This is a genomic window from Thermoactinomyces intermedius, assembly GCF_013912365.1.
GTDB classification, from domain to species: Bacteria; Bacillota; Bacilli; order Thermoactinomycetales; family Thermoactinomycetaceae; genus Thermoactinomyces; species Thermoactinomyces intermedius.
The window spans coordinates 1-19,388 of the sequence record NZ_JACETT010000061.1 but is presented as its reverse complement, the minus strand read 5'-3'; the positions used below and the strand labels follow the sequence as shown (position 1 = coordinate 19,388).

The window sequence follows — 19,388 nt, the reverse complement described above, 5'->3', positions numbered from 1 at the left end:
ATTTATTATATATTTTTTAAGGGGATAAAATGAATTCATATGTTAAGTTTTCAAATATAAAAGGAAATAAATTAGTACAGTTGAAAACAGGAAAGAGCAAGAATGGCATTTATAATATCCAGTATATTAACAACTGCATTACATTGAGGTCTGAAAAATGCAGTCAAGAGGCCAGCAATTCGTTCGCCCCGCGGATTCTGACAAATCAGAATTTATGGAACAATATTGAAAGGAGGTAATTATGGGGAATTCATTCCAGCGGGAAGATGTTGACTTTTATTCCAAGGGAACAAGATGCAGTGCATGGTTGTATTTACCAGCAAGCGATAAAAAATGCCCCATAATTGTAATGGCTCACGGATTGGGTGGAACTCGTGAAATGCGTTTATATGAATACGCTGAAAGATTTGCAGAAGCAGGATACGCTTGCTTTTTATTTGACTATCGTAACTTTGGAGCAAGTGACGGCAATAAAAGACAACTGATAAATGTAAAAATGCAGCTCGAAGATTGGAATAATGCCATCGAATATATCAAAAAAGACAATCGCATTGACGGAGAGAATCTTTTGCTCTTTGGCACTTCATTCAGCGGCGGGCATGTAATATGGCTGTCGGCACACAGAAATGATATTAAAGCAACAATAGCACAATGTCCATATACGGATACCATGGCCACAGTAAAAATGGTATCCCTGCCTTATATCCTGAAAAAAGTACCTTTTGTTATTGCTGACTTATTATCCTGTATAAGAGGATATCATCCCGTTATGCTGAAACTCTCCACATACAAGGGAGAAAATGCGTTTATGGAAGCCGATGAGGAAACCACAAAGAGATTTATTGGAGATGCAGAATTTAGAAATGAAGCACCAGCAAGAACATTACTTGAATTTGTCAAGTATTCTCCCGGCAAATATTTCAGCAAAATCAACAATCCGATTTATGTTGCGGTTTGTTCAAAAGATTCATTGGCTCCTGCAGAAAAAACCATACAGCTTGCAGGAAACACTAAATACTCAACTTGTAAACAGTATGATTGCGGACACTTTGATATTTATTTAAATCCGTATTTTGAAGAAGCTATTAATGATTATATCAACTTTTATAATGAGATATTATTGTAAAACAAGACAGATCTGATTCTCGTATACGTTAGAAGATAAGTGAAATGCACAAATCCCGGTTTGTAGAGGAGATAACGTGTCCTTTACAATTACACAACCATATTTGTAACAGAGCCTTTTTATTTTACATACTTTTCAAATCTTCATTGAGCCAAGGTATCATAAATTTCTTTTGTTTTTTTATTGGTTCACTTCCACAATCGGCTCCGTAACATAAAAGGTATTGAAAAGAAGTGATAATGCACCACTACATCTCATTTGTTATAATTCGTCTGCCGTCAACACTCGAGACACGTGGAGTGTGTGGCATTGATGAAAAAAAGATTGACAGAAAGACATTGGATCCGGATTTGATAAAAAAGCACTGATCATTTCCGGATCTTTTTCAGTATCAATCCGGAGGGAATTTAGGGTGGACAAGAAAACAGAATTCTTGCCCGCGAGCGGGAGTCGTCAAGCAAGATAAACCGGAAGCAATATTTCGTCCACCAGCCGTTCCAACCGTTTGGTATTAATCCCATCTTTGCGCAAAATATTTTCAATCCGGATCAGGTCAAAAGGCAAGGTCAGTGTCTCGTCGCTGACCTCTTTTATTTTTTCTCCCCGTTTTTTGGCGAACCCGAGCAGTTTTCGCATGATCTCAATGTTTTTATTGGTTGCGTTGATTTCAAGTTCAGCCGCGATTTCTTTATTTTGCCCCATTTCAAATAAAATCGCATTCATGATTTCGCGCTCGCACTGGTCATATATGCTTTGGTAGATTGTGAGCAACTGCAATAAGTCCCCGCGCAAACTTCCGGTGTCCTCAATTTTATCAATCAATGCCCCGTCGAGTGCGTCGATTGCTTTATATGCCACGATGTCACGGATCAAATCCAAGGGAGTTTTCCAACGGCGGTACAAGACCGAACGGCTGGTTTTGGCGGCCTGTGCGATTTGCTGAAAGGTCAGATGGTTATAACCGACTTTTTTGATCAGCTCGATCGTGGCGTCATAAATGCTTTCGGTCAGCGTGTCTCCTCTTCTGCGCGTATTCTTGTTTGGATCTTTCATTTTTTCACCCTCTTTCGGGAAGTCAGTCGCCAAACCAAAATTTTTCTAAAACATTATACCATATGGCTTTTGGAAATAAGGTACATATTGAATCTTATATCATTCCTGTGTATATTAATTAAAGTGCAATATGTATCTTAATTAGGGGGTGGAAAAATGGAAAAAGAAAAATTGCCCAAAGGATTACTCGGCATCGCGTGGATTTTGGTGCTTGGCGCACTGCCGCCGATGTTGGACTCCACGATCGTGAATATTGCGGTGAATGATTTGGAAAAAGTGTTTTCAGCTTCTTTTGTTGTTACGCAATGGGTTGTGACCGGATATATTCTTGCGTTGGGGATGGCCGTCCCTTTCTCCGGATGGCTGATGCAAAAATATGACGGCAAGAAGGTGTATATGTACGCATTGGGGCTGTTTTTGATCAGCTCGCTCCTTTCCGGATTTGCCTGGAACATTGAGAGCCTGATTGCATTTCGTGTGTTGCAGGGGATCGCTTCCGGCATCATCATTCCAACGTTGACGACCTTGGTTGCACAAGCTGCCGGCGGCGAAAACATCGGGCGTCTCATGTCTGTTGTCGGCATTCCGGTTGTTTTTGGCCCGATTGCCGGACCGGTGATCGGAGGGTTGATTTTGCAACACTCCGAGTGGCCGTGGTTGTTCTTTGTAAACCTTCCGGTCGGAGCCGTTGCACTCATCATTGCGCAATGGAAGCTTCCAAAATTTGAACCGGTGAATCGATCGGCAAAACTGGACTGGGCCGGTATTTTTTTGTTGGCGCTGTTATCGGGTATGTTTATCTATGGCATCACGGAGATCCGGGCGGAAAGCAAGCATGCAGCCACGGGCATTCTGGCTTTGGGGATTGCCGCTCTGTCGCTGATTTCCTACCTGTTTTATGCATGGAAGCAAAAAAGCAAAGCATTGATTCCGCTGGATCTGTTCCAATCCAAAAATTTCAGTGCCGTGTTCTTTTCCCTGTTCCTGGCCGGTTTTGCCACCAACGGACCCATGCTTCTCTTCCCGATGTTTTTTCAAAATGTACTCGGCCTGGATGTGATCACATCGGCACTGTGGCTGGTTCCCCAAGGCTTGGGGATGCTGGTGGCACGGCCGTTGATTGGCAACTTGACGGATAAGATCGGAGCCCGGTATGTTGTATTGCCTTCGATTGCCATCACCATCATCGGGACGTTCCCATTTATATTTTTTGATGTTGCCACGGCGCAGTGGATCATCTGGATTGTACTCTTCATACGCGGAATCGGCGTTGGAGGGATCACGGTCCCTGTGATGAGCGATGCTTATGTGGGACTGGAAAGGTCGCAGATGCCGGCAGCCAGCGTGGCCACTCGCATCATCCAAAACGTCGGGGCGGCTTCCGGTTCCGCCGTTTTGGCAACCGTGGTGAGCCATTTCCTCCATCAAGGGGGAGCCGTGGCAGCCCACTTGGCCGGTGCTTATCATGCCGGTTTTGTGACAAGTTTGATCTTCATGGTGATCAGCATCCTGCCGGCATTGTTTTTAACAAACAAACTGAAAAGCCGGATGACAGGGCCTCAGGTGCAGAATCAATAAGGAGACAAGCCCGAGGTGGATTTGTCACTTCGGGCATTATTTTGAAAAAAGGCCGGCGGGGTGGGTTCCGGCATATTGCAATGTCTTCATGAATAGAATGACCTGACATATTCATGAAGGAGGAAAGCCATGGGTTACTATGTGAAGGCAAATCATATCAATATATATGTCGAAGATTTAAGGCCCGAATGCCAAAAGGCCATTTTGTTTTTGCACGGTTGGCCCGGCAATCATCATCTGTTTGAATACCAGTTCAACCGGCTTCCCAAATACGGGTATCGCTGTATCGGCATGGATATCCGGGGCTTTGGCAAGTCAGACAAACCCTTTTCCGGCTATGATTATGATACGTTGGCCGATGATGTGAGAGGGGTGGTGGAGGCGCTGGGGTTGTGTGATTTTACATTGGTCGGGCACTCCACCGGCGGTGCCATTGTGGCCAGGTATATGGGACGGCATCAGGGTTACGGGGTGTCGAAGCTGGTTTTGGTCGCAGCCGCTGCCCCCAGTTTGGTCCGGCGAACCGATTTTCCATACGGGGTTGAGAAAGAAACCATATTGCAGATCATCAAGGACACTTACCGGGACCGTCCCCGGATGCTTCGGGATTTCGGGGACCGCTTTTTTTACCAACATACATCTCAAGCATTTTCCGACTGGTTTTTCCAATTGGGGTTGGAGGCGGCGGGATGGGCCACGGCCGCCGTTGCAAAAACCTGGATCCGGGAAGTGTTGTTTGCCGATCTGGAAGTGATCCGGGTGCCGGTTTTAATCATTCACGGCATTCATGACCAAGTGGTTCCGTTTGAGCTGGGAGAAATCCAACAAAGGATGATCCGGAATGCCAGGTTGGTCCCGTTTCAATTTTCCGGACACGGATCTTTTTATGATGAGAAGGAAGAATTTAATCATCAATTGGCCAGATTTATCGGCGACTGAGCAAACCGCCGGACATCCTGTCACCCGGGGCTTCAAGCAAGGAGCCCTTTTTTGTTTTTTGCACAAAAAAAGTTGCCCCGCTGATGATCAGCAGGGCAACCGGGATAAAACCCTTAATTGCGGATCAGATAGTCAAATGCTCCCAATGCGGCGGTTGCACCGGAGCCCATGGAAATGATGATTTGTTTGTAGGCGCTGTTGGTACAATCCCCTGCGGCAAAGATGCCCGGAACGTTGGTGGCACCTTTGGCATCGACGATAATTTGGCCGCGATCCATTTCAACCGTGCCTTCCAACCATTCGGTATTCGGCACGAGACCGATTTGGACAAAGACACCTTGCAGTTTGATGTGATGCTCTTCACCGGTTTCACGGTCGACATATTTGATTCCGTCCACTTTATCTGTGCCAGTGATTTCCTTGGTTTGGGCATTGGTAATCACGGTGACGTTGGGAAGGCTGTTCAGGCGTTTTTGCAGAACTTCGTCTGCTTTTAGTTCAGGCATAAATTCGAGGACGGTGACATGATTGGCGATCCCTGCCAGGTCGATGGCCGACTCGATGCCGGAGTTTCCTCCGCCGATGACGGCTACGTCTTTTCCGGCGAATAACGGTGCGTCACAGTGCGTGCAGTTTGCCACGCCTTTGTTCCGGAATTTCTCTTCTCCGGGAACACCGACATTACGCCAACGGGCACCCGTTGCAATAATGACGGTTTTGCTTTTTAACACGGCACCGTTTTCCAGGAAGATGTCAATCATGTCGTCTTTCTTTTCGATCCGTTTGACCGTTTGTGAATCCATCACATCGACAGGGTAATCCCTGACATGCGCTTCCAGTTGGGAAGCTAGTTTTTCCCCGTCGGTTTGTTTGACGGAGATGAAGTTTTCAATGGTGGTGGTGTCCAAAATCTGGCCGCCGAAACGGTCGGCGATGATGCCGGTGCGAACCCCTTTGCGCGCCGCATAAATGGCCGCCGTTGCGCCGGCAGGCCCTCCGCCGATGATGAGGACATCAAACGGCTCTTTTTTGTTGAATTCCGATGGATCGGATTCGCTTCCGAGCTTTTTGAGAATGTCACCGATCGTCATCCGTCCGCTTTCGAAAAATTCGCCATTCAGGTATACCGTGGGCACAGCCAGGATGTCTTTGCTTTCCACTTCTTCCTGATAGGCTTTTCCTTCGATCATGGTGTGTTTGATACCCGGATTCAAAACACTCATCATGTTCAAAGCCTGCACCACATCCGGGCAGTTGGTGCAACTCAGGCTGACATACGTTTCGAAGTGGTATTCGCCATCAAGATTTTTAATTTGGTCAATAATGCTTTGCTCCACTTTGGGCGGTCTGCCGCTGACTTGCAACAGAGCCAGCACAAAGGAAGAAAACTCGTGACCCAGAGGAATTCCTGCAAAGACAATTCCTGAATCTTCTCCAACACGGTCCACGCTAAAGCTGGGCGTGCGCTCCAATGTGGTTTTTTCCATTTTGATTTTCGGGGACATGCCCGCGACTTCATCCACGAAGGCGAGCATGTCTTGGGATACTTTATCGGAGCCGGCGCTCACTTTAAGAACGATATCGTTTTCCAATAGTTGGAGATACTGTTCCAGTTGTGTTTTTATTTCTGCATCCAGCATGTATATCGCTCTCCTCAGATTTTTCCAACCAGGTCAAGGCTCGGCTTCAGGGTTTCTTCTCCTTCTTTCCATTTTGCTGGGCAAACTTCGCCAGGATGGTTGCGTACGTATTGAGCGGCTTTGATTTTGTCCACGATGGTGCTTGCGTCGCGTCCGATGCCGTCAGCGTTGATTTCGACAGCTTGGATCACGCCGTCCGGATCGATGATGAAGGTACCGCGATCAGCCACACCTTCTTCTTCTCTCAATACATCGAACATGTTGATCAGCACATGAGCCGGGTCACCGATCATGGTGTAGGTGATTTTGCTGATGGCTTCGGAATGATCATGCCATGCTTTGTGTACGAAATGGGTGTCAGCGGAAACAGAGAATACTTCCGTGTCCAGCTTTTTCAGGGTTTCATAATGATCTTGCAAGTCTTCAAGCTCGGTCGGGCAAACAAAAGTAAAGTCTGCCGGATAGAAGCAAACAACGCTCCAATGACCTTTGAAATCTTCTTCCGTCACTTCGACGAATTCACCATTTCTGTAAGCTTGCAATTTGAAAGGTTCAACTTTTTTACCGATTAAAGACATGGCTTGTTTCCTCCTGTTTTTTTAAGATATATGAAGCGCTTCGTGGGGATTGAAGGCTCGCTTCTTTAATTAATTCCTATTTAATAATAATTATAATTTATCTTGTTGTCAACGTTTAAGTAACTGAACAATTGAAACGGTCCCCGATGCCGCCAAGAAAGCGGTTTGCCGGGCTCCGTCCGCTTCCGGATGCAGGGCTGAGCTTCGGTTCCCCTTTGGTTGAAGCGTCTTCATTTTCATCTTTTATTTATTATTATCATAACTCATCATGAATAGTAATCATGCGCTTTTGATGAATAAAAAAAATGCGGAAATTTTCTTGACCCTGACCTTGGGGGAGACTTTAGAGTGGATGGCGGGAGGTGAAGCAATGTGTCTTATACCGTGCAAGAAGTGGCGAAACTCTCCGGTGTGACCGTGAAGACGTTGCACCATTATCACAAAATCGGACTGTTGATGCCAAAGCGAGTGGACGACAACGGCTACCGGTATTATGGCGATCAGGAATTAAAACGGTTGCAGCAAATTTTATTTTATCGCGAGTTGGATTTTCCGCTGAAGAAAATCAAAGACTTGTTGGATCAGCAAACGGACCGGCTGAGTTGTCTGTTGGAGCAGCATTCCCTCTTAAAAGAAAAAGAGCGGAGACTGGTCGGCATTTTGCGGACATTGGAGGAAACCATCCGGCATGAAAAGGAGGAAATTCCGATGAGAAAGGATAAGATGTTTTCCGGGTTGAATGAAACAGAATGGAAAGAAGCGATGAAAGAGCAGAATGAGTATTTGCAAAAAAACTACGGCTACGAAATCGATTCCAGCGAAATCCATGCTGACACGATGAACGAAAAGGCGAATGAAGCGATTGAATTTATGTCGTTTATGGCATCCGCCTTGAGAAACGGCATCAGCGTCAACGACAAGCGGGTACGGGATGCGGTTGAAAAACACATCCGGTTCCTTCAAAAAGACATGGACATGGATGCAAAAGGATTTTTGGCCCAAGCCCGGTTTTTCATCATGGATGATTTTCACCGGAAGCAAATGGAAGCGCAACAGACCGGCTTGAGTTATTATCTCTTCTGTGCAGCAGAGAATTATGCGTCCGGTTAAACAATCCGACCGGGACCGCCGTCAGAATGATTGGCGGTCTTTTTCTATAAGGATGGGGATGAATGTTCATCAGAAGGAGGGATTGAACGTGGTGGAATCGATCATACAAGAAGTGACCGAAAAATTATCCTCTTTGCCTTTTGTTGAAGCGGTTGTATTGGGGGGATCCCGCGCCAGAGGCAACCACTTGCCCGATTCCGATATCGATATCGGGATCTATTATGATCCGGAGTCCTTCGATTTGGATGCGCTCAATCCATTGGCAACCGCGTTGGATGACGGGCATCGCAGCAACCTGGTTGTGCCTCCCGGGGCATGGGGAGAATGGGTGAATGGTGGCGGTTGGTTAATCATAAAAGGGTATCATGTCGATCTGATTTTACGTGACATGAAACGGGTGGAGAAAATCATGGATGAAACCGGGCAAGGTATCGTAACCGCCAATTACCAGACCGGACATCCCCACGGCTATATCAGTGCCATGTATCGCGGCGAATTGGCCATCAGCCAAATCCTGTACGCCAAAAGTAACCGGTTTGTGAAGTTGAAGAAACAGGCGGAAATTTATCCGGATGCCTTAAAGGAGAGCATGATCCGTTTTTTCTTGTTTGAAGCCGGATTTTCTCTCGAATTTGCCAGAGCCAATGCGAAAACGGGTGACAAATATTATGTGGCCGGTCAGATTTTTCGTGCTGTTTCCTGTTTAAATCAGGTGTTGTTTGCTTTGAACCGTCAATATTGCATCAACGAAAAGAAAGCGGTGGAGCTGGTGGAAACGTTTGAATACAAACCGCAAAACTACCGCTTGAAGGTGAATCGGATTTTCGAAGCCCTTGGAACTTCCCTTCCCGAATGCTGCGACAAGGCGGAGCAGCTTTATCACGAGGTGAAACAAACAGCCGGGCATGCAACAGAGGGAGAATAAATATAACAAACAGATAGATGAATCGGCTTTACATATCAATCATAAAAAATCATGCAAAATATATGTATTAAAATATAGATCAAATGATATATTAACTATCTGTGTAATTAAGTGGGTTTTCCGTTTCCATTGGAAAACCCTGATTTTTGTTTGGGTTTGTTTTCGGTCATTTTTATTTTTTTTACAGGAATCCAAATCTCGCTGTAAGCTGTGGGGATTCTCAAAAGCCATGCACTTCAGACCGGAGGTTTCATATCTTAAAACGATAAAAATGAATTTAAAATCGATAATTATTTATTGCAAAACGATAAAAAATGCATTAGGATAAAATCGATAATCCATTAGTGAGGTGCTTTCTATGAAACGAGGTTCCACACTCTTTTTAAAGATCGCTGTTATTCTTATTGGAATTCCCATCCTTGCTCTGTCTGTATTTTGGTTGCCTTCTTTTGCAAATTATTTGCCTTATCCCGTTTTAATCACTGTGTATGCAACAATAATCCCGTTTTTCTTTGCTCTGTATCAGGCTTTAAAGCTGTTAAGCTATATTGACAGGAACAAAGCTTTCTCGGAATTATCTGTACAAGCATTAAAGTATATCAAATACTGTGCCGTCACAATCAGCATCTTATATGTGGCAGTCATCCCGTTCTTAATTCCAGTGGCGGATGCAGATGATGCCCCAGGTCTCGTGGGATTCCCGGTTATATTTATATTTGCTTCCTCTGTGATTGCAGTTTTTGCTGCTGTTCTCCAAAAACTCTTAAAAGAAGCCATAGAGATAAAAACGGAAAATGATTTAACGGTCTGAGGTGAATAACTTGGCGATTATCATCAATCTTGACGTAATGTTGGCCAAAAGGAAAATGAGTTTAACCGAACTTTCGGAGAGGGTCGGAATCACGATGGCCAATCTGTCTGTATTGAAAAATGGAAAGGCAAAAGCGATTCGTTTGTCAACTTTAGATGCGATTTGTAAGGCTTTGGAATGTCAGCCTGGAGATATTTTGGAATATCGAAGTGATGAAGAGAGTCAAGGATCATAAGGTATAAATATTGATGCAGAAAAGCAGGGATTGATATAACTGTTATTTGGAGAGATATCACCATGGACCATAACAATCCGATTATTAAAAATATGGCCAACCCTCATGAACTGGAGAGAATGTACAGGAAAGACCCCGAAGCTTTCAGAAAGGCATTCTTATACGCCTGGGAACAAAATCCTGATTCGCCGGTTCTTGCTGTTTGGTATGAAAGATTGCATTTTAAGGAAACAGAAACTAGAGAAAAAGTTTCCTTGCTACCAAAAGATTTTGTATTTACGGCCATTTTGGCCATTATGGCCGGGATAAGCACCAGGATCATTTGGCATTTTGTCGAACAGCAAACAATAGCCCCGGTTAACCTTGTTTTCGGGTTGTTTCCATTTATTGCCGCCTGTTTTGTATACAATAGTAAACCCAAAAAAAATATTCTTTACACTCTTGGATCATTATTCCTGATTTGCGGAATCTATCTTAATATGCTGCCACTGGAGATGAAAGACAGCATTTTCCTTGTTTATCTGCACCTTCCCGTTTTCTTATGGGGATTATTGGGTGTGGCATTTACAGGAAATGAATATGGAAAAGGCAGTGCAAGATTAGCCTATCTGAAATGGAATGGGGAATTTTGCATCCTCTACGCCAGTATGGCAATCAGCGGAATGTTGCTGACAGCATTAACCATGCAGTTATTCAGATTTGTCGGGATGGATATATCTGAATTCTATTTTAAAAATGTTGTTTCATTTGGTGCTGCCGCTCTCGCTGTTGTGGCTGCATACCTGATATCCAGAAACCACCTTAAACTTGCTATAAATATTGCACCATATATAGCCAAAATTTTCAGCCCTCTTGTACTTGCCACATTGTTTGGCTATCTTATAACGGTGATTTGGGTCGGAAAGAATCCATTCCTGGATCGCGATTTTCTCATATCCTTCAACGGAATGCTCCTTAGTGTACTGGCTGTCACCATTTTTTCCATTACGGAAAGTGGCGCAGACGAGAAAAAGAATATTTTTGATTATATCAATTTTGCCCTGATTGTTCTTTCGCTTGCCGTTGACAGTGTGGCTTTATCAGCCATCGTGTTCAGGCTTTCTTCTTATGGGATATCGCCTAACAGGTTTGCTGCTTTAGGCGTAAATATACTGATCTGGGCCAATCTGATTTGGATTATGCTGTCCTATTTGCGTTTTCTGCAAAGCAAAACCGGACCTTCAACCATCCAGGAGGCCGTGACGAAATATTTGCCGGTCTACGGACTTTGGGCCGCTTTTGTTACATTTGCTTTTCCTTTGATTTTTTAATCAGAAAACAATCGGGCGCACATCCGGATGTCAGCACAACGCCAGGAGTCACCCATTGCAGATGATCAGAACAAGGTACCGGAGTTTTAAACAGATAAGTTGGAATAGGAAGTTTCCAACAATTCTCCCGAAGATCCGGATGGTACTGAGCCATTGCTTGAAAAAATGAAATGTCAACCATTGTTCCGGGAAGTGTCCCGGGAGATGCCGGAACTGCTTGAATTGGATTCCCCGGAATACAATGAAAACAGAACAAAGCATACAAAAGATATGTATAAAATATATATCAAATGATATATAAACATCTGCGAACAAAGGGTTTTCCGTCACTTGTCCGGAAAACCCTTTGTTTTGTTTTATTTTCGTTTTTTGACCGGAATCCAAATCTCGCTGTAAGCATGATTTTTTTGGCTTTGATCCCGTTTGGAAAAGGAAAAAGCAGGGGCATTGATGAGTTCATAATTGGAAGAGGGGAGCCATTCGGAATACACTTTGGCCATGGTTTCCTGCAGTGTGGAAGGGAAGGGCCCTTCATTGGGGAAGACGGCCCAAGTGCATGCAGGCACCGTCACCTTATCCAACCGGTCACTCACCTGATTTTTCGTCGTCAAAACTCCGATCATATGCGTCAATTCGCCTTCTTCTTTTAAGAAGTCAGCATCTGCTTCATAAGAAGCATTGACGACTTCATAAGGCTCGATGTTTTGAAGCGAATGCATTTCTTCTTTTTGCTCATCCGTGATGCTTTCCGCCAGTTTGACAATGTCTTGGTTGATTCCTTTGAATTGCATGGGAACCCGTTTCTTGACACCGACTAGATTAAACGCCGGTTTGTCTTCGATTCGAAACTCCATGGCATGGCCTCCTTTGACTGTGATGACAAATGAAAGTTTGGGAAAAGATTGGCTGACGCCGTTCTTGACGACATCCGAGGGCAAATGACCGCTCCATTTTTTGAAAGCCCGGGTAAAGCCGTCGAGGGTATAACCGTATTTCAAAGCCACATCGGTCACGGTCTCTCCTTGCAACAAGTCCATGCCGGCTTCCGATAATCTCCGGTTTTTTATATATTCACTCAGAGTAAAGCCGGTAAGATAAAAAAATATCTTCCGAAAGTGGTAGTCCGAAACCCCGGCATATTCCGAAATGGATTCCAGAGTCAGTTCATCGGTCAAATGATCCTCAATATAGTTGATCACGTCATTCAATTCTTTTAACACATGGTATTCCCCCCTTCGGCATCCACATCATAACAAAACGCCTTTCATTGCCGCTCGACTTTTTTCATCCGAAAAAGATCGGATCATCAAACGAGTACCTCATTGTCCGTTGTATACGTTTTCAATCGTTTTTAAAACCGGTGGTGTGATGTTGGTACAAGGGAGTTGCCATTGAGGAAGTTGCAATGGGACAAACAAAGGGTTTTCCGTCACTTGTCCGGAAAACCCCTTTGTTTTGTTTATTTTCGTTTTTTGACCGGAATCCAAATCTCACTGTAAGCATGGTCTTTTTGGTGGGGGCATTGAAGAGTTGATCATTGCGAGAAGGAGCAACCGGCGTCCGTCTCATGTCTATTTCACATGTAACAATCCTGTCAGTAACACGTTTAACCCGTACAGGAACTGCCGTTCAAAGTCCGAATCAAATGCATATTGCTTGCCAAAAAGCATTTCAAACTGCTCAAGTTCCTCTGAAGAAAGCTGCTTTGCCCGGATTTCATCGGCGACAAACGATAATATGTAATTATTGATGAGATTGGCCGCAGTCATACAGTTTTTGTCAGATACCCCGAGCTTGGTCAGGGCAGATAAAACAAATTTGATGGCTTTGATTCTGGCCGGGGTTTTGGGGACAGATTGCGCAAAAATATCGACCGCATCCCGGGTATGAAGCAAAACCCTCCTGAATTCCAAGGCAATGGCTGTTAATGTTTCTTCGGCATGGTCGATTGATTCGGGCAAAGTTACATCCCGGGTAATGTGTTCTGCGATCAAATCATATAATTCCTGTTTATTTTTGATATGCCAGTACAAGGAAGCCGCCTTGATGTTTAACTCCTTCGCAAGTGCCCGCATTGTCAAATTCCCTATGCCATCCCGGTTTAACAGATCCAGAGATGCTTTGATAATGGCTTCTTTGGTTATGGTCATCCAATCACTCCAAAAGAATATTTTAGAAACATTGACACTAACGGTGTTAGATTGTATACTGGCAGTATAAGCGGACTAACAATGTTAGGTGATTGCATTATAACCTGTTGCAACCGGATTATCAATCCATCCAAGGCAGGGGGACTTTGCACCGGTGACTGGCAGATTGATTTCCGGTTGAAAAGGGATGGTGAAAGGCATGATCAAGAACGGGAGAAAAAAGAAAGATGTCGGGATCTATGGCTTGGCGGCCAAATGGTATGACCGAAACACGCGTAAGAACCGGCTGGCAGAAATGCGGGAATATGCCAATGAAGTGGCATCGCATGTTGGCGAAAACGCAAAGATTTTGGAAGTCGCCCCCGGCCCGGGTTATTTGGCCATCGAGCTTGCAGGGAGAGGTTTTCATGTAACGGGTGTCGAGATCAGTCCCGATTTTGTGAAAATTGAAAAAGCCAACGCAAAGAAAGCCGGTGTATTTGTTGATTTTAAAGAAGGAAATGCATCCAGTTTGCCTTGTGACGACAATTTTTTCGATTTTGTGGTATGTAGTGCGGCATTCAAAAACTTCAAGGAGCCCTTAAAAGCATTGAATGAAATGCACAGAGTACTGAAACAGGGCGGAACCGCACTGATCATCGACATGAATCACGAGGCCACCGCAGAAGATATAGAGAATGAAATCAAGAAGACAGGCATGAAAGGATTTGACAAATATTTTGTAAAGTTCTCATTTAAAACTTTTCTGAGGCAAGGCGCATACACCAAAGAAGAGTTTGAGCGATTAATCAACGAATCGCGTTTTGAAAATTACAAGATTAAAAAAGAAGGTATCAGTTTGTATGTCTATCTTTATAAGTAAATGAAACGGGTTGCTCTGGCGAAAGCTGATTCACAAAATGAATGGTTGTATCTGAAAAGCGGAAACGTCGATTCCGTGCGCTCCGTTAAACCGCCTGCCAATCCAGGGGATAACATCTGGCCTGATTGGCGTTTTTTTTGTCTTCCATTTCACCATTCATCTCATTCAACTTCTCTCCGATTCCTTCCTTGATGAAAATGTCTTTCATTCTTGCATGTCTTATCCTTACACAAGCATCCGGCACCACTCTTCAAGATATGTCTACAGGGATTTGTAACGGAAATCATGGATATGATCGCCGCAAATGAGGGCAAGAGGATGATTCCTTTGACAAAAATAATACCCTTAAGTATAATTTGTTATACTAGTAATACTAGTTATACCAGACGCACCAAAGAAAAAAATCATGGATGAGGGCAAAAGATAAAAGCGAAAATACATCAGGCCGGCACCGCCGGTTCAAAGGGGAAAGCATGATGACAAGCGTAAAGTCTGATATCCATAAGGTTGGCAGAGTCCATTATTTGGACAATATTCGCTGGGTAACAGTGATTTTGGTCTTGATTTACCATGTGTTTTATCTGTTCAACACGGTCGGCGTGCCTTTCCCGGTTGCAGATGATGCCGGGGTACGCGCGTTTGATACGTTTTCTTATATCGTTTATCCGTGGTTTATGGTCATCCTTTTTTTAATTGCCGGGATCAGCGCCAGGTATGCGCTCTACAAGCGGACCCACCGGGAATTTTTAAAAGACAAAGTGAACAAGCTTCTGGTTCCGTCCACCCTGGGTTTGTTTGTCTTTCACTGGATCTCCGGGTACTTGAATATCAAGTGGGGAGGCGGGCTCGATTCCATTCCGGTTTGGATGCGTTATCCCGTTTTTGCCATGGCCGGAACCGGCCCTTTGTGGTTTATCCAAATGCTGTTTTTATTTTCTGTCTTCTTGGTGTTGATCCGTAAAATGGATAAAAACGACAAAATCTGGGCCTTTTGCGGGAAAATCAACATCGTCATGATCCTGTCGCTCGTTTTTGTCATCTGGGGGGCGGCACAGGTTTTGAATCCGCCTGTGATCACAACGTACCGATTTGGGATTTATGGCGCAGCTTATCTGATCGGTTACTTTGTTTTTTCCCATGATGAGGTTCAAAACGCCGTCGAAAAAATCCGGATTCCCATGTTGCTGGCGGCCGTCATTCTGGGAGTGGCCTTTACCGTCCGTTACTTTGGGGAAAGTTTCGTCTCCACAAAGTGCCTGACAAGCTTTTTGACCAACTGCTATCTGTGGGCCGCCATCCTTGCGATCCTCGGCTGTGGCAAAGCCTGGTTTAATAAAACGTCCGCTTTTGCATCCTATATGACCCGATCCAGCTTCGGTTTTTATGTGGTGCATTACTTGGTCGTTCAGGTGGTTTGTTTCTATGTTCACCATTTCAGTCCCTTGCCGAAGTCCCTGAATTACTTTTTGGCCTTGGCCATCGAACTGCCCGGCACGTTTCTCCTCTATGAGGGATTGCGGAGAATTCCAGTCATCCGCTATCTTGTGCTCGGGATGAAGAGGAAAAAAGTAAAACAACCGGCTCCCGTTTGATTCGAGGAGCCGGCTTCTTTTTTTTAGATATGCTTCCAAAATGTTTCCTGTCCCTCTGATTTTCCGGATGAACCCGAAACAAAGTCAAATTAGTCCAAGGTTCCTGGTCATGTTCTCTGGAGGCACAAACTCTTTTCAAATAATTGGTGCCTGATTTCATCAAACCCCGTATCGCTGATATGAAATTTTTCGGAAAGTTAAAATAAAAAAGAAAACCGGTTTCCATTCTACAATAGAAACCGGTTTTTTGGTCATGTTCATCAAAAAGTTTCTAACCACTTTTCTGTTAACAAGTCATATGCTTCGGCTGAATTTGGATAGTACAGATAATAAGGGAGTTTCGATTTCTTTCCGCCGGCTTTGTTAAAGCATTCCTGAAAAAACGGAACAAAGTAATCTTTAACATGGGAATCCATTTCCTCTACGAGTTCTTCATCTTCTTCCAGCTTTTCGAATTCCTCTGGTGAAAGTTCTTGCTCCAGTTTTTCATAGGCATAAAATCCAAAGGGAGCATTTCCAAATTTAAGCTCTTGTCCATTAGCATCGGTGAAAAGCTGGGTTCCCCACCCGTTCATGGGCGAAATCGTTACACCAAAAATGCCGCCATCCCCTCTGACTTCCAACAAAATAAAGGTGGTATCCGGATGAAACGGATACTGAAATAAATAAGGGAAATAAGCAATCACTTTTTCTTTTTTATCATTCATTGCCTCTTGTAAAAGTAACTTAATTTTTGGGTCCATTCGAATTCGCTCCCGTAATGCCAGTCAGTTAAAATTCGTCAAATTAATCATGCCGACTCCATTGCCAATGGGGAGCCGGCAAAAAACTTTGGGAGTTTTGTTATAAACCCGGAGTAAAACACGAGCATGATCAATGAAAATAAGAGATAAAAGGGGAGACTTTACTTTTCTTCCTTTTCTTTTTTTAAGTATTCTTCCAAAAATTCTCTGTCCTCTTGTTCTTCTGGGATCATTCCAAGGTATCGATACTTCCAAATGATTCGGCGATGCAGAGGATTGGCATCGGAGAGATCTTCATAGTCGAAATGGATTTTTATTTTTCCGGATGAATCTAAGTACAAAGTCAGATTGGTCCAAGGCTCTTGGTCATGTTTTTTGAAGGTTTCCCACAATTCTTCAAGATGGTCAAATAATTGAAAGAGCACTTTATCAAACTCAGACTGATCTATATGAAACCTTTTCGGTATATCCATGTAATAAACAGGTGATGTGCTGTTTTCAGGATAATAGTAGAAAAAAGAATAACAAAATCCTTCATTCACTTCTCCATACAAATAAACTTTCTCCCATTCTTCGGGAATCATTTCAACAATGGTTTCTCCGATTTGTTGATAAAGCTTTTCTGATTGGGTTTCGAATGGAGTATCCATGGATTTATCTTCCCCCCGTAAAATAAATAAAAAAGAAAACCGGTTTCAATTCTACAATAGAAACCGGTTTTTCGTGTTATTCAACCGAAGAGTCAATCCACCTTTCTGTTAACAAGTCATAGACATCGCCATTTGTATAGCCCAGATAATAAGGGAGTTTCGATTTCTTTCCGCCGGCTTGGTCAAAACACTCTTGAAAAAACTGAAGTAAATATTCTTTTACATAATCATCCATATCATCCACTAGCTCTTCATCTTCTTCCAGCTTTTCGAATTCCTCTGGTGGAAGCACTTGCTCCAGTTTTTCATAAGCATAGAATCCAAAGGAACCCACTTTCGGGTCTTCTCCATTAGCATCCATGTTGAGTTGTCTTCCAAATCCGTTCATGGGTGTGATCGTTGCACCAAAAATCCCTCTGTCACCTCTGATTTCTAACAAGATAAAGGTTGTATCCGGATGAAACGGATATTGTAATAAATACCGAAAATGCTGAATGACATTTTCTTTTTCTAAATTAATTCCTTCTTGGAGGAGTGATTTGATTTTACGATCCATTCGAATTCGCTCCCGTAATGCCAGTCTGTTAAAATTCGTTAAACTAATCATGCCGGCCTCATTGCCAATGGGGAGCCGGTGGAAAATGCAGTGCTTTAAGCAATGATAACGTTATGGAGAAAGATACTGTAAACATTTTTATATATCCTCTTTTTTCTGTTTTAGATATTCATCTATAAAAGATCTGTCCCTCTGATTTTCTGGTACAATTCCAAGATATTGATATCTCCAAATGATTCTGCGTTTTCGCGGGCTCGCATGAGAGAGATCTTCATAGTCGAAATGGATTTTTAATTTTCCGGATGAATCCAAGAACAAAGTCAGGTTGGTCCAAGGCTCTTGGTTATGTTCTCTGAAGGTTTCCCACAACTTCACAAACTCTTCGAATAATTGGTGCTTAATTTCATCAAACTCCGTATCGCTGATATGAAATTTTTCGGGAATATCCAAAAAGTAAACAGGGGATGAATGATTTACAGGGTAGTAGTAAAAGTAAACATAACTAAATCCTTCACTCACTTCCGCATACAAATAAACTTTTTCCCATTCTTCGGGAATCATTTCAACAATGGTTTCTCCAATCTGCTGATATATTTTTCCTAATTGAGCTTCCATTTATTTACCTCCTGGTCTATTTTTAAACTCAATTTCAACCCAAGGATCATCACCAATTTTATATTTTATTTTAAAGTAATCTGGTCGATTTGAATTGCCAATGTATTTAGGATTTATTTTGACCTTAACTTCATTATTATGAAGTAATTCTTCTTTCCATTCGTTCTCCAACTTTTTCCATTCACCTCTGTTCAGATTAGAGTTCATCGGGACCAGGTTATCAATTTCACCAGATCCTTTGAAAATAGTCGCTATTAAATGGCCGCCATCGTCATCTGGCAACCTGTCATCACCACCCACGGTCCTTTGAGCATAATTATTCCTTTTTCCTTTGCCTAATTTTAAGGATGCTTCAATGTCTATGATTCTTCCGTTTGCATCGGTTATATATTTATAGCCTTCATTTGAAGTGTATTCAATGTTTGCTTTTAAAGCTTTTTTGCCATTTCTTTTGGTGAAGTGCTCTCCATATTTTTCACATTTAATTGGAGAAGCCAGTGCTATGGATGCCAAATAACTGTTTGATTGATATCGATAAGAAAAACAATCTGCGACTTGTTTTGCTGCGATTTCAACAGTTTCTGATTTTTTGAATGCGGTGGTTACTTTATCGATGATTGGGTCCAACTTGGGAACGATGAATGATCCTAATCCGACCAGTGCTGCGCCGCCTATTCCCGATAAGACTGCATTTTTCCAATTGATTTTTCGCCCGTGCAAAATATCGTCTGCGACGCTTGTACCGGCGCCTTCTACTGCTCCGATGACTCCACCTTTGGTAAACATGTTTTGCAGAGGTGCCGGCAATTTGGAAACCAGTTTTTGACCTCCGCGCAGAACAGGTCCCAAGACTTTGGAATTCTTGGCACCCATGATCAGTTTTTGCCCGATGCCACTGGCCAAGCCCCGGGAAGC

At 43.4% G+C, this 19,388-nt stretch carries 21 protein-coding genes and 1 pseudogene; 11 read left to right on the top strand and 11 right to left on the bottom strand.

Annotated features, from left to right (window positions below):
- Window positions 1-23: 23 nt before the first annotated feature.
- Together H1R82_RS13185 and H1R82_RS13180 are read left to right on the top strand one after the other, a co-directional pair.
- Window positions 24-132 (top strand): annotated as a pseudogene (locus H1R82_RS13185) (IS1595 family transposase); the annotation flags it as partial.
- Between the two features lie 109 nt (window positions 133-241).
- On the top strand, window positions 242-1,126 hold the full coding sequence (locus tag H1R82_RS13180; RefSeq protein ID WP_181731503.1) for an alpha/beta hydrolase: 885 nt from the start codon (window positions 242-244) through the stop codon (window positions 1,124-1,126).
- Between the two features lie 453 nt (window positions 1,127-1,579).
- Here the strand turns inward: H1R82_RS13180 and H1R82_RS13175 are convergent, their stop codons facing one another.
- A complete protein-coding gene (locus H1R82_RS13175) occupies window positions 1,580-2,179 on the bottom strand; it encodes a TetR/AcrR family transcriptional regulator (protein ID WP_181731504.1) in 600 nt (199 codons plus the stop codon).
- A 156-nt stretch (window positions 2,180-2,335) separates the two neighbouring features.
- Between H1R82_RS13175 and H1R82_RS13170 the strand changes: the two genes are divergently transcribed.
- Window positions 2,336-3,757 (top strand): MDR family MFS transporter, encoded by a 1,422-nt coding sequence (locus H1R82_RS13170; RefSeq protein ID WP_181731505.1) that lies wholly within the window; start codon window positions 2,336-2,338, stop codon window positions 3,755-3,757.
- Between the two features lie 129 nt (window positions 3,758-3,886).
- Window positions 3,887-4,696 carry an alpha/beta fold hydrolase gene (locus H1R82_RS13165; protein ID WP_181731506.1) on the top strand — a complete coding sequence of 270 codons (810 nt, stop codon included), beginning with the start codon at window positions 3,887-3,889 and terminating at the stop codon, window positions 4,694-4,696.
- A gap of 113 nt (window positions 4,697-4,809) precedes the next feature.
- On the opposite strand, the gene ahpF is transcribed toward H1R82_RS13165, so the two are convergent.
- Together ahpF and ahpC are read right to left on the bottom strand one after the other, a co-directional pair.
- A complete protein-coding gene (ahpF, locus tag H1R82_RS13160; RefSeq protein WP_181731507.1) occupies window positions 4,810-6,336 on the bottom strand; it encodes an alkyl hydroperoxide reductase subunit F in 1,527 nt (508 codons plus the stop codon).
- A 14-nt stretch (window positions 6,337-6,350) separates the two neighbouring features.
- Entirely contained in the window at window positions 6,351-6,914 is a 564-nt protein-coding gene (gene ahpC / locus H1R82_RS13155) for an alkyl hydroperoxide reductase subunit C (protein WP_181731508.1), read from the bottom strand.
- 372 nt (window positions 6,915-7,286) lie between these two features.
- On the opposite strand from ahpC, the gene H1R82_RS13150 reads away from it, so the two are divergent.
- The 5 genes from H1R82_RS13150 (at window position 7,287) to H1R82_RS13130 (ending at window position 11,305) form a co-directional block, all read left to right on the top strand.
- Window positions 7,287-8,024, top strand: a complete 738-nt coding sequence (locus tag H1R82_RS13150; protein ID WP_181731509.1) for a MerR family transcriptional regulator — start codon at window positions 7,287-7,289, stop codon at window positions 8,022-8,024.
- Window positions 8,025-8,112: 88 nt separating this feature from the next.
- Entirely contained in the window at window positions 8,113-8,949 is an 837-nt protein-coding gene (locus H1R82_RS13145; RefSeq protein WP_181731510.1) for a nucleotidyltransferase domain-containing protein, read from the top strand.
- 358 nt (window positions 8,950-9,307) lie between these two features.
- The gene (locus H1R82_RS13140; RefSeq protein ID WP_181731511.1) at window positions 9,308-9,760 is read left to right on the top strand and encodes a DUF2975 domain-containing protein; all 453 of its coding nucleotides are present in this window, start codon (window positions 9,308-9,310) and stop codon (window positions 9,758-9,760) included.
- A gap of 10 nt (window positions 9,761-9,770) precedes the next feature.
- A complete protein-coding gene (locus H1R82_RS13135; protein WP_181731512.1) occupies window positions 9,771-9,995 on the top strand; it encodes a helix-turn-helix domain-containing protein in 225 nt (74 codons plus the stop codon).
- A gap of 62 nt (window positions 9,996-10,057) precedes the next feature.
- On the top strand, window positions 10,058-11,305 hold the full coding sequence (locus H1R82_RS13130; protein ID WP_181731513.1) for a DUF4153 domain-containing protein: 1,248 nt from the start codon (window positions 10,058-10,060) through the stop codon (window positions 11,303-11,305).
- Between the two features lie 356 nt (window positions 11,306-11,661).
- Here the strand turns inward: H1R82_RS13130 and H1R82_RS13125 are convergent, their stop codons facing one another.
- Together H1R82_RS13125 and H1R82_RS13120 are read right to left on the bottom strand one after the other, a co-directional pair.
- On the bottom strand, window positions 11,662-12,525 hold the full coding sequence (locus tag H1R82_RS13125; RefSeq protein WP_181731514.1) for an AraC family transcriptional regulator: 864 nt from the start codon (window positions 12,523-12,525) through the stop codon (window positions 11,662-11,664).
- A 351-nt stretch (window positions 12,526-12,876) separates the two neighbouring features.
- Window positions 12,877-13,455: a TetR/AcrR family transcriptional regulator C-terminal domain-containing protein gene (locus H1R82_RS13120; RefSeq protein ID WP_181731515.1), complete on the bottom strand. Its 579-nt coding sequence runs from the start codon at window positions 13,453-13,455 to the stop codon at window positions 12,877-12,879.
- Window positions 13,456-13,654: 199 nt separating this feature from the next.
- Between H1R82_RS13120 and H1R82_RS13115 the strand changes: the two genes are divergently transcribed.
- Window positions 13,655-14,317, top strand: coding sequence for a class I SAM-dependent methyltransferase (locus H1R82_RS13115; RefSeq protein ID WP_181731516.1), 663 nt, complete (start codon window positions 13,655-13,657; stop codon window positions 14,315-14,317).
- An 85-nt stretch (window positions 14,318-14,402) separates the two neighbouring features.
- On the opposite strand, the gene H1R82_RS14745 is transcribed toward H1R82_RS13115, so the two are convergent.
- Complete coding sequence (locus tag H1R82_RS14745; RefSeq protein ID WP_258873909.1) at window positions 14,403-14,525, bottom strand: hypothetical protein; 123 nt, start codon at window positions 14,523-14,525, stop codon at window positions 14,403-14,405.
- Between the two features lie 268 nt (window positions 14,526-14,793).
- Here H1R82_RS14745 and H1R82_RS13110 point away from each other — a divergent pair, with 268 nt between their 5' ends.
- On the top strand, window positions 14,794-15,909 hold the full coding sequence (locus tag H1R82_RS13110) for an acyltransferase family protein (RefSeq protein WP_181731517.1): 1,116 nt from the start codon (window positions 14,794-14,796) through the stop codon (window positions 15,907-15,909).
- Window positions 15,910-16,169: 260 nt separating this feature from the next.
- Here the strand turns inward: H1R82_RS13110 and H1R82_RS13105 are convergent, their stop codons facing one another.
- The 5 genes from H1R82_RS13105 to H1R82_RS13085 all read right to left on the bottom strand — a co-directional run.
- Window positions 16,170-16,652, bottom strand: a complete 483-nt coding sequence (locus tag H1R82_RS13105; RefSeq protein ID WP_181731518.1) for a hypothetical protein — start codon at window positions 16,650-16,652, stop codon at window positions 16,170-16,172.
- 161 nt (window positions 16,653-16,813) lie between these two features.
- A complete protein-coding gene (locus tag H1R82_RS13100; RefSeq protein WP_181731519.1) occupies window positions 16,814-17,302 on the bottom strand; it encodes an antitoxin YezG family protein in 489 nt (162 codons plus the stop codon).
- 76 nt (window positions 17,303-17,378) lie between these two features.
- Window positions 17,379-17,858 carry a hypothetical protein gene (locus tag H1R82_RS13095; protein ID WP_181731520.1) on the bottom strand — a complete coding sequence of 160 codons (480 nt, stop codon included), beginning with the start codon at window positions 17,856-17,858 and terminating at the stop codon, window positions 17,379-17,381.
- Window positions 17,859-17,996: 138 nt separating this feature from the next.
- Window positions 17,997-18,473 carry an antitoxin YezG family protein gene (locus H1R82_RS13090; protein ID WP_037993051.1) on the bottom strand — a complete coding sequence of 159 codons (477 nt, stop codon included), beginning with the start codon at window positions 18,471-18,473 and terminating at the stop codon, window positions 17,997-17,999.
- The coding region (locus H1R82_RS13085; RefSeq protein WP_258873908.1) for a DNA/RNA non-specific endonuclease at window positions 18,474-19,388 on the bottom strand (915 nt) is incomplete at its 5' end.

Excerpts from the sequence above, each read along its gene's own strand:
- H1R82_RS13180 (WP_181731503.1), top strand. The coding sequence starts at position 242 with ATGGGGAATTCATTCCAGCGGGAAGATGTTGACTTTTATTCCAAGGGA.
- H1R82_RS13175 (WP_181731504.1), bottom strand. The coding sequence starts at position 2,179 with ATGAAAGATCCAAACAAGAATACGCGCAGAAGAGGAGACACGCTGACC.
- H1R82_RS13170 (WP_181731505.1), top strand. The coding sequence starts at position 2,336 with ATGGAAAAAGAAAAATTGCCCAAAGGATTACTCGGCATCGCGTGGATT.
- H1R82_RS13165 (WP_181731506.1), top strand. The coding sequence starts at position 3,887 with ATGGGTTACTATGTGAAGGCAAATCATATCAATATATATGTCGAAGAT.
- ahpF (WP_181731507.1), bottom strand. The coding sequence starts at position 6,336 with ATGCTGGATGCAGAAATAAAAACACAACTGGAACAGTATCTCCAACTA.
- ahpC (WP_181731508.1), bottom strand. The coding sequence starts at position 6,914 with ATGTCTTTAATCGGTAAAAAAGTTGAACCTTTCAAATTGCAAGCTTAC.
- H1R82_RS13140 (WP_181731511.1), top strand. The coding sequence starts at position 9,308 with ATGAAACGAGGTTCCACACTCTTTTTAAAGATCGCTGTTATTCTTATT.
- H1R82_RS13130 (WP_181731513.1), top strand. The coding sequence starts at position 10,058 with ATGGACCATAACAATCCGATTATTAAAAATATGGCCAACCCTCATGAA.
- H1R82_RS13120 (WP_181731515.1), bottom strand. The coding sequence starts at position 13,455 with ATGACCATAACCAAAGAAGCCATTATCAAAGCATCTCTGGATCTGTTA.
- H1R82_RS13115 (WP_181731516.1), top strand. The coding sequence starts at position 13,655 with ATGATCAAGAACGGGAGAAAAAAGAAAGATGTCGGGATCTATGGCTTG.
- H1R82_RS14745 (WP_258873909.1), bottom strand. The coding sequence starts at position 14,525 with ATGAAAGACATTTTCATCAAGGAAGGAATCGGAGAGAAGTTGAATGAG.
- H1R82_RS13110 (WP_181731517.1), top strand. The coding sequence starts at position 14,794 with ATGACAAGCGTAAAGTCTGATATCCATAAGGTTGGCAGAGTCCATTAT.
- H1R82_RS13105 (WP_181731518.1), bottom strand. The coding sequence starts at position 16,652 with ATGGACCCAAAAATTAAGTTACTTTTACAAGAGGCAATGAATGATAAA.
- H1R82_RS13100 (WP_181731519.1), bottom strand. The coding sequence starts at position 17,302 with ATGGATACTCCATTCGAAACCCAATCAGAAAAGCTTTATCAACAAATC.
- H1R82_RS13095 (WP_181731520.1), bottom strand. The coding sequence starts at position 17,858 with ATGGATCGTAAAATCAAATCACTCCTCCAAGAAGGAATTAATTTAGAA.
- H1R82_RS13090 (WP_037993051.1), bottom strand. The coding sequence starts at position 18,473 with ATGGAAGCTCAATTAGGAAAAATATATCAGCAGATTGGAGAAACCATT.